13 protein-coding genes are annotated in these 12,226 nt (G+C 65.9%); 6 read left to right on the forward strand and 7 right to left on the reverse strand.

Annotated elements, in window-relative coordinates; translation table 11 throughout:
• Positions 1-41: 41 nt before the first annotated feature.
• Positions 42-1,034: an LLM class flavin-dependent oxidoreductase gene (locus ABD088_RS08875; RefSeq protein ID WP_343901566.1), complete on the reverse strand. Its 993-nt coding sequence runs from the start codon at positions 1,032-1,034 to the stop codon at positions 42-44.
• A 110-nt stretch (positions 1,035-1,144) separates the two neighbouring features.
• On the opposite strand from ABD088_RS08875, the gene ABD088_RS08880 reads away from it, so the two are divergent.
• Together ABD088_RS08880 and ABD088_RS08885 are read left to right on the forward strand one after the other, a co-directional pair.
• On the forward strand, positions 1,145-1,780 hold the full coding sequence (locus ABD088_RS08880) for an ArsR/SmtB family transcription factor (protein ID WP_343901567.1): 636 nt from the start codon (positions 1,145-1,147) through the stop codon (positions 1,778-1,780).
• Positions 1,777-2,034 carry a hypothetical protein gene (locus ABD088_RS08885; protein WP_343901568.1) on the forward strand — a complete coding sequence of 86 codons (258 nt, stop codon included), beginning with the start codon at positions 1,777-1,779 and terminating at the stop codon, positions 2,032-2,034. Before ABD088_RS08880 ends, ABD088_RS08885 begins: the two co-directional genes overlap by 4 nt.
• A gap of 18 nt (positions 2,035-2,052) precedes the next feature.
• Here the strand turns inward: ABD088_RS08885 and ABD088_RS08890 are convergent, their stop codons facing one another.
• Both ABD088_RS08890 and ligM read right to left on the reverse strand, forming a co-directional pair.
• Positions 2,053-2,676 (reverse strand): PadR family transcriptional regulator, encoded by a 624-nt coding sequence (locus ABD088_RS08890; RefSeq protein ID WP_343901569.1) that lies wholly within the window; start codon positions 2,674-2,676, stop codon positions 2,053-2,055.
• Positions 2,677-2,762: 86 nt separating this feature from the next.
• Positions 2,763-4,169, reverse strand: coding sequence for a vanillate/3-O-methylgallate O-demethylase (ligM, locus tag ABD088_RS08895; RefSeq protein ID WP_343901570.1), 1,407 nt, complete (start codon positions 4,167-4,169; stop codon positions 2,763-2,765).
• Positions 4,170-4,443: 274 nt separating this feature from the next.
• On the opposite strand from ligM, the gene ABD088_RS08900 reads away from it, so the two are divergent.
• Positions 4,444-5,427: an ABC transporter substrate-binding protein gene (locus tag ABD088_RS08900; RefSeq protein ID WP_343901571.1), complete on the forward strand. Its 984-nt coding sequence runs from the start codon at positions 4,444-4,446 to the stop codon at positions 5,425-5,427.
• A gap of 54 nt (positions 5,428-5,481) precedes the next feature.
• Here the strand turns inward: ABD088_RS08900 and ABD088_RS08905 are convergent, their stop codons facing one another.
• Positions 5,482-6,348, reverse strand: coding sequence for a methylenetetrahydrofolate reductase (locus ABD088_RS08905; RefSeq protein WP_343901572.1), 867 nt, complete (start codon positions 6,346-6,348; stop codon positions 5,482-5,484).
• A gap of 227 nt (positions 6,349-6,575) precedes the next feature.
• Here ABD088_RS08905 and ABD088_RS08910 point away from each other — a divergent pair, with 227 nt between their 5' ends.
• A complete protein-coding gene (locus tag ABD088_RS08910) occupies positions 6,576-7,565 on the forward strand; it encodes an ABC transporter substrate-binding protein (protein WP_343901573.1) in 990 nt (329 codons plus the stop codon).
• An 88-nt stretch (positions 7,566-7,653) separates the two neighbouring features.
• Here ABD088_RS08910 and ABD088_RS08915 read toward each other — a convergent pair whose 3' ends face one another.
• Positions 7,654-7,857, reverse strand: a complete 204-nt coding sequence (locus tag ABD088_RS08915) for a cold-shock protein (RefSeq protein ID WP_343901574.1) — start codon at positions 7,855-7,857, stop codon at positions 7,654-7,656.
• A 241-nt stretch (positions 7,858-8,098) separates the two neighbouring features.
• Positions 8,099-9,697, reverse strand: a complete 1,599-nt coding sequence (locus tag ABD088_RS08920) for an MFS transporter (RefSeq protein ID WP_343901575.1) — start codon at positions 9,695-9,697, stop codon at positions 8,099-8,101.
• A 113-nt stretch (positions 9,698-9,810) separates the two neighbouring features.
• On the opposite strand from ABD088_RS08920, the gene ABD088_RS08925 reads away from it, so the two are divergent.
• Entirely contained in the window at positions 9,811-10,353 is a 543-nt protein-coding gene (locus ABD088_RS08925; RefSeq protein WP_343901576.1) for a TetR/AcrR family transcriptional regulator, read from the forward strand.
• Positions 10,353-11,648, forward strand: a complete 1,296-nt coding sequence (locus ABD088_RS08930) for an MFS transporter (RefSeq protein WP_343901577.1) — start codon at positions 10,353-10,355, stop codon at positions 11,646-11,648. Before ABD088_RS08925 ends, ABD088_RS08930 begins: the two co-directional genes overlap by 1 nt.
• A 6-nt stretch (positions 11,649-11,654) precedes the next feature.
• Here the strand turns inward: ABD088_RS08930 and ABD088_RS08935 are convergent, their stop codons facing one another.
• Positions 11,655-12,197: a DUF1697 domain-containing protein gene (locus tag ABD088_RS08935; RefSeq protein WP_343901578.1), complete on the reverse strand. Its 543-nt coding sequence runs from the start codon at positions 12,195-12,197 to the stop codon at positions 11,655-11,657.
• Positions 12,198-12,226: the final 29 nt, after the last annotated feature.

Genomic DNA, 12,226 nt, shown 5'->3' on the forward strand with positions numbered 1-12,226 from the left:
GGCGGAGGGAGACCGAGGACCGTGCGGGCTGGTGGCGCCGCTCAGCCAGCCAGGCCCATGGCGGTGGCCGTCAGCTTGACCGAGGCCAGCCGATCCGCTGGATCGGAGGCGTTGTGGACCGTGATGAGCTCGTCGGCATGGGCGCTGCGGGCAAAGCCCTCGAGGTATTCCCGCACTGCCTCGGGTGAGCCGACGGCGGTGTAGGCGAGCATCTTCAGGATCTGCTCGCCCGCAGCCGATTCCATCAGCATGTCGATTTCAGGCTCGGTGAACGGGGTGTCCCGGCCGCGGCCGAGGAAGCTGGAAACGCGGTCGCGGCGGACCTGTTCCATCTGGACCTGCGCCTGCTCGTTGGTCTCGGCGGCGACCACGCCGACCCCGGCGATCACGTGGGGTTCGGACAGCTGCTCCGAGGGCTGGAAGTTGTTCCGGTAGGCAGCAATGGCGGCGTGCAGGGCGTCCGGGGCGAAGTGGGAGGCGAAGGAGTAGGGCAGTCCGAGTTGGGCGGCCAGTTGCGCGCCAAAGAGGCTCGATCCGAGGATGTAGATCGGGACGTTGGTGCCGGAGCCGGGGTAGGCGTTGACCGTGGGGATGCGCGAGTTCCCGGTCAGGAACCCCTGCAGTTCCCGGACATCATGAGGGAACGAGTCGGCGGCCGCCGGGTCCCGGCGCAAGGCGCGGAACGTGGCCTGGTCGCTGCCCGGCGCCCGGCCCAGTCCCAGGTCGATGCGTCCGGGGAACAGGGTCTCCAGCGTTCCGAACTGCTCGGCGATGACCAGTGGTGAGTGGTTCGGGAGCATGATGCCGCCGGCGCCCAGACGGATGGAGGAGGTCTGCTGGGCGATATGCCCGATGAGGACCGACGTGGCGCTGGAGGCGATGGAGGCCATGTTGTGGTGCTCGGCGTACCAGATGCGGGTGTAGCCGGCCGCCTCGGCCGTGCGGGCCAGTTCGACTGACTCCCGGAAGGTGTTGGCGATGGTGCTGCCGGCGGGGACCGGGGCAAGGTCAAGGAGGGAGAGGGGGATGTTCACATAGGCGACAACCCGTCGTCGTCCTCAATCATTCCCGACCCGGAAAACCGCAAAAAACGTATTGCAAAGAAAGGCTTGCAAAGGTTTCTTTGCAGTCGTACGCTGTCCACATGGAACCACTCGAAGACTCCCGCAAGCACAGCGGCAGGCCCCTTGGCCTTCCCGCACTGAAGGCGTTGAGCCATCCGTTGCGGCTGCAGTTGTTGGAGATGCTCTCACGCTACGGGGCGCAGACCGCCAGCGGGTTGGCCGAACGGCTGGGTGAATCGAGCGGTTCGACCAGCTACCACCTCCGCCAGCTGGCCAAGCACTCGCTGGTCCGGGAACTCCCGGAACGGGGCAATGGGCGCGAACGCTGGTGGGAGCGGCCGCCGGGCCCGATCGCCGTGGGACCGGACGTCATGGAATCGGACCCGGCCACGGTCTCGGCTGCGCGGATCGTGGCCCGGCAATTCGAGCAGAACCGCGCCCGGGCGCTGGATGATTTCCTGCGCTTCGGCGATGACACCCTGGGGCCCGAGTGGATGGATGGTGCCGTGATGAACACGTCCAACCTGCGGCTTGACCGCGGCCAGCTGGCGGAGATCTCCGATCGGGTGGTCACCTTCCTGGGCGAGATCGTCGAGGAATACCGCGATACCGGAGGCCCCGATGCCCGGCCGGTGCAGATGCACTTCAACGCCTTTCCGCTGGTGGACCCGGAACATCCCGGGACCGCGGGCCCGAACCAGGAGAAAACGACATGAACACCCACATCCTGCCCACCACAGATGTCACCGGCCGCCAGCTGTGCGCGCTGGAGCCCGACGGCTTCGGTGCGGCGCTCATCGGTGCGGGGACAGCGCTCACCGATTGGGGCGAGCAGCTCACCGCCCGGCGTGCCGCTCGGCATGCCGCCCTGCGCTCCGCCCGGGGGCGGGACCGGGCAGCACGCCTGCACGACCGCGAGGAAGCCGTGGCCGACGCCCTGGCAGCACGGCATTCCGGACTGGGGCAGTAGGCGCACTGCCGCAGCCGGCTACCGCCGGGGCGTCGAGATGCCGGGCGGTGTTGCCGATTCTCCGGCGTAGAGCTCCTCGATCAGCCGCAACCCGCGATTGGCCCACGCGATCTCGGCCTCGGCGCGGGCGATGAGCCCCTCGTAGGCAAAGCGCTTGAAGGCCGACGTGCGGTGGTGATCGGGCTCCGGGGTCACTTCCAATCGGCGGTTCAGCATGGCGCTGGTGCCGGTGTCGATCTCGCGGATCTTCGTCTCCCACTGGCGCAGCAACACAGTGTTGTGTTTGATGTGGTCGCGCATTTGGGCTCGGGCCGCCTCGGGAGTGGCCCATTCAAGATAGGCGGCGCGCAGATGGGCGGGGTCGCGCACCCGGGAAAAGCCCATGGGTTCGTTCATCCAGCCGGTGAAGGCATCGGCCCCGGCGCCAGTGACGTGGTAGCGGCGTTTGGTCCCGTTCTTGCCCCAGGCGATGTCCTCGCCCTCGACCAGGAGTTCCTTTTCCATCTTGCGCAGCTCGGGATAGATCTGCGAATCCGGGGCGTACCAGACGTGCCCGACGGACTCGCCGAACAACTTGTACAGGTCATAGCCCGTCATCGGCTCCACATTCAGCAGCGCCAGGATGGCATAGCGCAAACTCATCCGCGCACCTTTCCGTGGTTTGTGTGCCCATCCTATGTGCCCCGATGCGCAGGGGAGTGCCCCGGCCCGGACACTCCCCTCCGCGGCTACTGGGTGTAGCCGGTGCGCCATCCGCCCTTGTAGTCGCCGCGCGCGGCCACCGAATAGGGGACCGGGCTGACCACGACGCGGGCCGTGAACTGGCGGTGCGGTTCGACGGTCGTCTTGCGGGTGCCGCCATCGGGTTCGCCCCAGACCACCCGCAGTTCCGCCCCCTCGGGGACCTGTGGATCGATCGTCGCCAGGGACAGGCCCCGGCGTTCGTTGGCGCTGTAGCCGGTGAACATCGACAGGCCCACGGTGTTCCCGTCGGCGTCGATCACGCGGTCGTAGTTGGAGGAGCCGTAGTTGGCCAGTGGGAGGTCGAAGTATTTGTAGGGCTCCTGCTCGGTGTCCAGCACGGAGGTGAGGATGGTGCCCAGGTCCTCGGGATCCCAGGCCAGCGTGACCTTGCGGCGTTGGGTGGACGGGTCGATCTTCTCCAGGGCCTCACGGCCGATGAAGTCGTGGTCGAATTTGACGAAGGATCCATAGCCGAGCTCCCACGGCGTGAGGTAGTAGTCCTCGATGTCGTTGGAAACGAAGCTGCCGGCCACGGCGTTGACGGCCTCATAGCTGTCGGCGCCGAGCCACTCGCGGTAGGCGCGGAGCTCCTCGCCGGTGTAGATCCCGGGAAGGGGCGAGGGGATCCAGCCGGATTCCAGTGTGTTGGATGGGTAGGCCCGTGCACCCACGGCGAGCATGCCGAACTCCTGCCCGGCTTCGAGGACCGCATCACGGATCTTGTCGTAGGACTCGTACGGTCCCCAGATCTCCAGACCGGGCGCACCGGCCATGCCGTGTCGCAGCGTTCGGACGGCTTGTCCCGCGATCTGCATGGTGTCCATGGTGAAGAACTTCAGCTGCTCAACGGGGGCCCCGTTGAGCTTCTCGATGATCTTCCACGCGTTCGGTCCCTGGATCTGGAATCGCCAGTAGCGTCGCTGCACGGGTTTGCCCATCGGACGCGACGGCGAACGTCGATCCACCTCGATCTTGACGTCGTAGCCTCCGGTCTCCCCGTGGAACAGCAGCCAGTTGGCCGCGGGAGCCCGGCCAACGTAGACATATTCGTTCTCGGCTTCGTGGAACAGGATCCCGTCCCCGATGACGTGCCCCGCCGGGGTGGTGGGGACGTATTGCTTGGCCTTGTTCACGGGAAAATTGGCCACCGAGTTGATTGCCGTGTCCGAGATGAGCTTCAGGGCGTCGGGACCGGAGATGAACAGGTTGTCCATGTGATGCGACTGGTCGTACAGCACCGCCGTTTCGCGCCATGCGCGTTGTTCGCTGCGCCAATTCGTGAATTCTGGGGCAACCACCGGATAGATATAGGCGCCCAGCTGCGAGTTGCGCAGCAAGTCGACGGTGTTCTCCGTTGCGTCGAGTACTTCCTGGAGATTCTGGTGCGTCATGGTGCATTCCTCTTCCTTCGGGGCGATTTCCGCTCGATCGCATTCCATCGCGGCGTGTGGCGTGGCTCACTGCCTGGCCTCGACCATATGACTATCTACGTAGTTATGTCGAGAGGGGGCGCCTCGGGGGTTTGCTGGCGATGGGACTCTCCAGCGTGTCGGCAGGCCGTCGGTCGACGCGTTAACTGCAAGCCTGTTCATTATCTATGCCGATAGCTACCATGTGAACCACATCACTCGCCTCGACTCGGGGCCCATCGATCGGAGTTACAGCATGAGCAGGTTGAAGTATGCCGTTGGGCTAGTGGCCATTCTCGGTTTGACGGCCTGCGGGGGAGGGTCGCCGTCATCCAGCGAGGTCGCACCGTCGTCGGGTTCCGGAGGAGCTTCGTTGGAGCAGATCGAGGTCGGGGTGATTCCGATCGTTGACGTGGCGCCGATCTATCTCGGGGTCAAGGAAGGGATCTTCGAAAAGGAGGGGCTCGAACTGAAGCTCACTCCGGCGCAGGGTGGCGCAGCCATTGTGCCCGCCGTGACCAGTGGCCAGATGGATTTCGGCTTCTCCAATGTCACCTCGATGATCGTCGGGCGAAGCAAGGGGCTGCCCTTGAAGATGATGGCGCCCGGGGGGAGCACCACCGGGGACACCAAGGCCGACTTCGCGTCCGTGATGACCAAGCCCGATAGCGGGATCAAGGACATCGCTGGGTTGGCGGGCCATAAGGTCGGCGTCAATACGCTGAACAACATCTCCGACTCCACGATTTCAGAAGCCGTGAAGCAGGCTGGAGGGGATTACAAGTCGATCCATTTCGTGGAGATGGCCTTCCCCGACATGACCGCGCAGCTGGCCAAGGGCAACGTGGATGCCATTGCCGCAGTGGAGCCGTTCGTGACCATGTCCGAGGCCGACGGCAATGTTCCGGTGTTCTCCAATTATGCCGAGCCCGTGAAGGACCTGACGGTGGCCGTCTACTTCTCGACCGACCAGTATGTTGCGGAGCACCCTGAAACGGCCGCGAAGTTCGTCCGGGCGATGAAGGCCTCGCAGCAGTATGCCCAGGAGAACCCCGAGAAGGTCAAGGCGATCCTGCCGGAATACACCACGCTGAAGCCAGAGGTCATCGAGAAGCTCACCTTGCCGACCTACAACACCGAGGTCAACGCGGCATCAATCCAGCAGGTCGCAGATATCTCCCTGGACCGTGGGCTGATCGACAAGAAGCCGGACATGGATAAGTTGTTGCCGACCGATTAGCGCGTGTGGAGCCGGTGTCGGGCGGGATAGATGTCCGTCGGCGCCGGCTCCCGTCTAGTGCCCGGTGTCGAAGTCCGCGACCCAGCGGGCGGTGGCCTGCAGGCCACCAAAGGTATAGAAATGTAGCCGGACGTCGCCGTGGAGTGCCGGGTCCAGGGCGGCCGCCAGATCAGTGATGAACCGGTCGGGGCCGGCGGTGCCGAGAAGGTTGGCCAAGGAAAAGCCGTACTTGTGGGCAATGCCTGCCGAGGATGACACCCCGAAGCGGCGCGCGTAGGTCAGCAGCCTCTTGACGCCAGCGGGCCCCGGCACGCCGATGCGGACGGGGAGCTGGATGCCGCGACTCCGTAGTTCCTGCAGCCAGGAAAGCACCGGGCCGGTGTCGAATCCGAACTGCGTGATGATCGACCCGTCCAGCTCGGCATCGTGGAGTGCCGTCGCCTTGGCCTCCAGCGCCTCCCAGAGCGTGGCGTCGTCGATGTCGGGATGTCCCTCGGGGTATCCGCCGATGGACACCGCGGTGACCCCGTGGGCCTGAAGCCGGCCGGAGGTGATCAGGGATAGTGCGTCGGGGAACGGCCCGAGGGGAGCCTCCGGGTCGCCGCCGACGGCGAACACCTCGGTGGCCTGCGCTCGGGTGGCCAGTGCTTCGAGGAATTCGTCGAGTTCGGCCACCGAGACGAGTCTGCGGGCAGAAATGTGGGGAATGGGCTCGAACCCCGCGGCCCGTACGGCCGCGGCGGCGGCGACGCGCATGTTCAGGTTCTCGTTGCCCAGGAAGGTCACGTTGATCCTGGTTCCCGGCGGCACGGTGCCGGTTGCTTCGGCGAGGGCCGCGTTGTCCTTGCCGGTCATTTCCAGGGAGAAATCGTCCACCAGCTCGATGCCGGAGGAGCGGCGGGGGTCCGGAGTGGAGGCCATGGTGAAGTCCTTAGGGTCGGTCACAACAACATATCTATGTCCATAGTGTTCGTCTAGGGTGAGCGAGTCATAAATAGGTGTCTTCCTCAATCATTGAAAACTTCTTGTAAATCGCGAAGAGCCTGACTATGGTGTGATCCATCACACGTTGCGTCGGAGGTCCGCCTCGACGCCGCCAGCACGACGCCGGTCGGGAACGCCCGCCGGAGCTCAATGAGGAGACAACCATGATGAAACTAAGATCAGCAACGGTCGGCCTGGGCCTGGCGGCGATGCTGCTGTTGAGTGGCTGCGGGGGAGGGTCGCCTTCCGGTGCTGCAGACGCCGGCTCCAGTTCGGGCGGCAGTAGCGAGCTGACGCCCGTGACCGTCGGCGTCCTGTCCATCGCTCCATCGGTGGCCATGCAGTACGGGATCGACGAGGGCATCTTCAAAGACCACGGCCTGAAGGTGGAACTGCAGACGGGGCAGGGCGGGGCTGCCATGCTTCCGGCAGTATCGACGGGCAGCATGGACTTCGCCGTCGGTAATCCGCTGTCGGTGCTGACCGCTGCCGACAAGGGCTTGGATATGCGCATCGTCACCGGCTACTCGAATTCCAAGGCCGAGGGCGATGACATCAACGGCGTGGTGACCCGCAAGGATTCCGGAATCGACGGGTTTGCTGATTTGGCGGGTAAGACCACATCGGTCAATGCGCTGAAGACGCAAGGCGACCTGACCATCATGGATGCGGCGGCGCAGGATGGAGCGGACGCCTCGAAGCTCAAGTTCAATGAAATGGGCTTCCAGGACATGGAAGCCCAGTTGGAGCGGGGGAACACCGATGCGATTTGGATACCCGAGCCCTTCCTGAGCCGGGCATTGGCCGACAAGGACAACAAGCTCGTCGGCTATCCCAACCAGGTGGCCATCCCCGGACTGCCCACCATGGTGACCTTCACCAGCGGCAAGTATGCCGATGACCAGCAGGCTGTCGTCACCAAGTTCCGCGAGGCGATGACGGAGACCCTGACGTCGGCCGAAGCCCACCAGGCCGACGCAAAGGCGCTGCTTCCGGAGTTCATGGGCATGGACGCCAAGATGGCCAAGGGCCTCAAGATGGAGACCTGGGATGCTGCGGTTCCGCGGGACCAGCTCGAGAAGCTGGGCGGGATGACCGTGGAGTACGGCTTCCTCTCCAAGCAGCCTGACCTGGACAAGATCATCGTCCAGTAACCGACGGGCAACAAAAATGGTGGCATCCCCGAGGGGATGCCACCATTTTCAGGTGTTCTCATCGGTCCAAAAGGACCTGATGGAAGACTTAGACGGCGCGGATGTCCGTGGCCTGCAGGCCCTTCTGGCCCTGGGTCACCTCGAACTCGACGCGCTGGCCCTCTTCGAGGGAGCGGAAGCCGTTGGACTGGATCGCGGAGTAGTGCGCGAACACGTCGTCCGAGTTGTCATCCGGAGCGATGAAGCCGAAGCCCTTTTCAGCGTTGAACCACTTGACGGTACCAATTGCCATGATTGTGTCCTTTCGAGACTGTCCGCAGGGGACGTAGGGGTTGTCACCACCGGACTTGACGGTGACATGCAGCTACGAGATTTACCGCGAGTCAAAAAGAGACACTCCCCGCGAACGGGGCCTTGACACTGAAATTACTGCGAGAAAACTACGACTACGAGTTCCACAATACGCGAGTTTGCCGCCAATACCTACCTCGGGGGCAGGACTTCCGGACTTTCATCCCGATGTTGCCCGGCGTTTACCTCTTTTTGGCCGTCGTTTCCGCGGTTTCGGCCGACCCGATCGGGCTCCTGGGAGGCGTCGGCCCCTCGACGATCGGCTGTCGGAGGGCCCTCCTGGCGACCAGAAGTGCAGTGAGCATGAGTGCTGCGGCGATGGCGGCGGTGATGGTGACCCCGCTGTCGAAGGCGTGGGCCGCGGATTCCATCAGCACGGCGGCGTTCCCGGATGAAGGGAGGGTGCCCGCCACGTCGACGGCGCCCGCCAGGGTTTCCCGGACCCGGTCGGCCTGGGCCGGCTGCAGGTGTTCCGGAACCGAGACCCCGCGGCTGTAGGCGGCGTTGAGGATGCTTCCCAGGATGGCGGTGCCCAGGACGGAGCCGACCTCGTAGGCGGTCTCGGAGATCGCCGCCGCTGCCCCTGCCCGATGCGAAGGGACGGCGGAGAGCGTCAGGTCGTTGGAGATGGTCTCCGCCAGCCCCACGCCGATGCCCAGGACGCAGAAGGCCGCCAAGAGTGCAGGCATGGATCCAGAGCGGCCGAACGCGACGACTAGGATGTAGGCGCACGTGCTGAAGGCGAGCCCGGCCATGACGACGCGGGATGCTCCGATCCGTTGGACCAGCGGCACCGCAACGAATCCGAAGACCACCGTGAGGACCAGCCCGGGAACCATGAAGAAACCCGCCTCCATAGGGGACAGGCCGGCAATGAGCTGCAGATGCTGGGCCAGGAAGTAGATGAATCCCACCAGGGCGAAGACGCTGAACAGGTTCACCAGCAGGGCAGCGGAAAAGACGGGATTGCGGAAGAGGCGCACATCGAGCATGGGCGAGGTGCTGCGCAGTTGGCGGCGGACGAAGGCGAAACCACACAGCAACCCGCACACGATGGCGACTGTGGCGACCCATGCCGGACCGTGCCCCGTCGCGGCCTTGATGCCGTAGACGATCGGAGCCAGGGCCCCCATGGCCAGGGCGATGCTCGCCGGATCCACGCGCCCCGGCGCCGGGTCGCGGGACTCGGGAATCAGGAACGGGCCCAGCAGCAGCAGTGGAAGCAGCATGGGCACGGACAGCAGGAAGATGGAGCCCCACCAATAGTGCTCCAGGAGCCACCCGCCGACGATCGGCCCCAGCGCGGCTCCTCCGGAAAACGCGGAAGCCCAGGCCGCGATGGCCAGGCGGCGCTCGGCGGCGTTGGTGAAGATGTTCCGGATGAGCGAGAGGGTGGCCGGCATGAGCATGGCGCCAAAAACCGCCATCAGGGCGCGCGCGGCGATGAGCAGCGGGGCGCTTGGCATGAAGGCGGCGACGGCCGAGACCACGGCAAAGCCCACCCCGCCGAGCAGCAGTAGTTTCCGGCGGCCGATCCGATCGCCCAGGCTGCCCATCGGCACCAGCAGGCCAGCCAAAACCAGGGGGTAGACGTCGATGATCCACAGCAGCTGCGTCGAGGTGGGTGCCAGGGCCGAGGAGACTGCGGGGACGGCGAAGCTGAGCACCGTGTTGTCCACGGCGACCAGCAGGACCGGGAACATCAGCACGACCAGTGCCGACCAGCGCCGCGCGCGGCCGGGCTGGGGCTGCGGGCTCGTGGAGTACTGGGGGAGGCTCATGGGTTCCTTGGAAAGAGGACGGCTGAACCTGCATAACTGTACCGTCTGGACGGTATGACGTCCATGTTTCACCGATGACAGCCGGCAGAGGCAAAAACGCTAGAGTCGGGTCCATGTCCAGACCACCAGCAGCGCGGGAGAAGATCCTCGACGCCTATTGCACCTTGCTGCGGACCGAGGGGGAGCGGGCAGCGACCATGGACGCCACCGCGGCCCTGGCCGGCGTCTCCAAAGGGGGCCTGCTCTACCATTTCCCGTCCAAGGACGCCCTCGCCGAAGCGGTGATCAACCGACTGCTCGACGCGGCCCGCCAGGACAACGAACTCATGGCCACCGCCGCCGAGGGTGCTGCACGGTATTACGTGAGGACCTCCACTGCCGAGGACACCGCGTTCGACCACACCTACCAGGCAGTCGTCCGGCTGGCCGCCGGATCGCATGCACCGGCAGTGGCTGCCCTGGACCAGGTCCACGGCGACTGGGAGCGGCTGGTGCGCCAGGACGTCCCCGACCCGCATGCGGCGGAGGCCATCATGCTGATCGGCGAAGGCCTGTACTTCCACTCGACCCTGCCCGGCAGCTGGTCGAGGTCGCTGGTGGGGGCCGACATCGATGCCCTGCTGCTCCAGGTCGACCGGCTGAGGGAGGGCAGCTGATGGCGTTCCGCCTGAAAACCCGCCCGTGGAAGGGGCGCATCGCGGCCCTCGTGGGCATCCTCCTCATGGCGCTGAGCGTGCGGGCAGCCGTCGTCTCCGTTCCGCCGCTGCTGGACGTCATCGGGCCCGAGCTCGGATTCACCTCGTTCACCACCGGCCTGCTGGCCATGCTGGCCCCCATCGTCTTTGCCGTCTCCGGGCTGTTCACCCCGCGGATGATCTCCGCGTTCGGACTTGAACGCACCCTGCTGCTGGCCGTGGTCGTGGCCATCATCGGCCAGGGATGCCGCGCCTTCGTGGGGGACGTGTCATCGTTCCTGCTGCTCTCCGCGCTGACCATGGTCGGCTACGGCATCGGCAACGTCGTGCTGCCGCCGCTGGTCAAGAAGTACTTCCCCGACCGGATCTCCCTGGTGACCTCCGGCTACGTGACGCTCATCGCGATCGGCACCGCCATGAGCCCGATGTTCGCCGTCCCGCTCGCGCAGGTTTCCGACTGGCGGTTCTCCATCGGATTCTGGACCCTGGCCAGCGTCGTCGTGCTCATCCCCTGGGCCCTGCAGTTCGCCGCGGACCGCCGCCGCCGCAGTGCCGAGGCGGCCGAGCACGCCCGGCTGGCCGCCACCGAGACAGCCGAACAGACCAAGGCCCGGCTCTCCGGCGTCGTCCCGGTGGAAGCCGAACGGCGGATCAACCCGTGGCGTTCCCGCGTGGCCTGGGGCCTGGCGATCTTCCTGGCCGGCAACTCGGGCCAGACCTACGTCTACTTCACCTGGCTGCCGCCCTACCTCATCGGCGAGGGCCTCGACCCGGCGGTGGCCGGCAGCGCGCTGGGCTACTTCGCGATCCTCGGGCTGCCGGTGAGCCTGCTGGTGCCCCTGGTGGTACCGCGGATGAAGCACCCGATCTACGCAGCCGGGGTGTTCATCGTGTTGTGGATCATCGGGCACGCCGGCATGTTCTTCTTCCCCACCCAGGGCACCTGGTGGTGGATCACCTCCGCAGGGCTCGGCCAGGGCACCTTCGCGATGGCGCTGCTGATGATCAACCTGCGCTCGCGCACCACCTATGGGTCCGGGGTGCTGGCCGGGTTCAGCCAGGGCCTGGGCTACGCGGGTGCGGCGATCGCGCCACTGCTCTTCGGCGTCGTGCGCGATGCCACAGGTGGCTGGGCTGCCTCTTTCGGCATGCTCGGCGTCTGCCTGGTGGTGCTCATCATCGGCGCGGTGATGATCAACGGGCCACGCCACATCGAGGACGACGCCGAAGCCTCCCGGGTGCCGGCGCGCGGCTGACGCTGCTCAGGCCCCGATCCGGGCCAGGACCTTGCGCAGGGTGTTCATGTTCCGCGTGGTCAGCACCGCCTGATGGCGGCTGCGTCCCAGTTCGCGGGCCACGTTGGTCTGCAGCGAGCTGCCCCGCGGGACCTGCCAGTAGAGCACGCCCTCCCCGGCGGCGACCTGCTCCCCGGCGGACGGCTCCGGGCAGGCCTCGAGCACCGTGCGGACCGCGTCGGGGGTCGCCGCCAGGACCACGTAGTCGTGGCGTTCGATCCCGTCATCCACGGCCCCGAAGGGGTAGGAGGCGACGATCGAGGCGAGCTGCCCCGGCGTCGTGATGATGACCCAGGCGGTGTAGCCGAACCGCGCACGCAGCACCGCCTCGAGGTCCGCCTTCAGCGCGGCGGCATCGGCGGTGGACGCGTCGAGGACCACGTTCCCCGAGGCCAACAGGGTGGACACGTGGGCGTATCCGGCGCCGGCCAGCGCCTCGGTGAGGTCCTTCATCGCGATCCTGACCCCGCCGACATTGATGCCGCGCAGGAAGACGGCGTAGGTATGCATGCGCCCATTCTGCCGTGCCGGGCCGCGAT

It is taken from the genome of Arthrobacter rhombi, assembly GCF_039526245.1.
In the GTDB taxonomy this organism is placed as follows: domain Bacteria; phylum Actinomycetota; class Actinomycetes; order Actinomycetales; family Micrococcaceae; genus Arthrobacter_H; species Arthrobacter_H rhombi.

Excerpts from the sequence above, each read along its gene's own strand:
- ABD088_RS08880 (WP_343901567.1), top strand. The coding sequence starts at position 1,145 with ATGGAACCACTCGAAGACTCCCGCAAGCACAGCGGCAGGCCCCTTGGC.
- ABD088_RS08885 (WP_343901568.1), top strand. The coding sequence starts at position 1,777 with ATGAACACCCACATCCTGCCCACCACAGATGTCACCGGCCGCCAGCTG.
- ABD088_RS08890 (WP_343901569.1), bottom strand. The coding sequence starts at position 2,676 with ATGAGTTTGCGCTATGCCATCCTGGCGCTGCTGAATGTGGAGCCGATG.
- ligM (WP_343901570.1), bottom strand. The coding sequence starts at position 4,169 with ATGACGCACCAGAATCTCCAGGAAGTACTCGACGCAACGGAGAACACC.
- ABD088_RS08900 (WP_343901571.1), top strand. The coding sequence starts at position 4,444 with ATGAGCAGGTTGAAGTATGCCGTTGGGCTAGTGGCCATTCTCGGTTTG.
- ABD088_RS08905 (WP_343901572.1), bottom strand. The coding sequence starts at position 6,348 with ATGGCCTCCACTCCGGACCCCCGCCGCTCCTCCGGCATCGAGCTGGTG.
- ABD088_RS08910 (WP_343901573.1), top strand. The coding sequence starts at position 6,576 with ATGATGAAACTAAGATCAGCAACGGTCGGCCTGGGCCTGGCGGCGATG.
- ABD088_RS08915 (WP_343901574.1), bottom strand. The coding sequence starts at position 7,857 with ATGGCAATTGGTACCGTCAAGTGGTTCAACGCTGAAAAGGGCTTCGGC.
- ABD088_RS08920 (WP_343901575.1), bottom strand. The coding sequence starts at position 9,697 with ATGAGCCTCCCCCAGTACTCCACGAGCCCGCAGCCCCAGCCCGGCCGC.
- ABD088_RS08925 (WP_343901576.1), top strand. The coding sequence starts at position 9,811 with ATGTCCAGACCACCAGCAGCGCGGGAGAAGATCCTCGACGCCTATTGC.
- ABD088_RS08930 (WP_343901577.1), top strand. The coding sequence starts at position 10,353 with ATGGCGTTCCGCCTGAAAACCCGCCCGTGGAAGGGGCGCATCGCGGCC.
- ABD088_RS08935 (WP_343901578.1), bottom strand. The coding sequence starts at position 12,197 with ATGCATACCTACGCCGTCTTCCTGCGCGGCATCAATGTCGGCGGGGTC.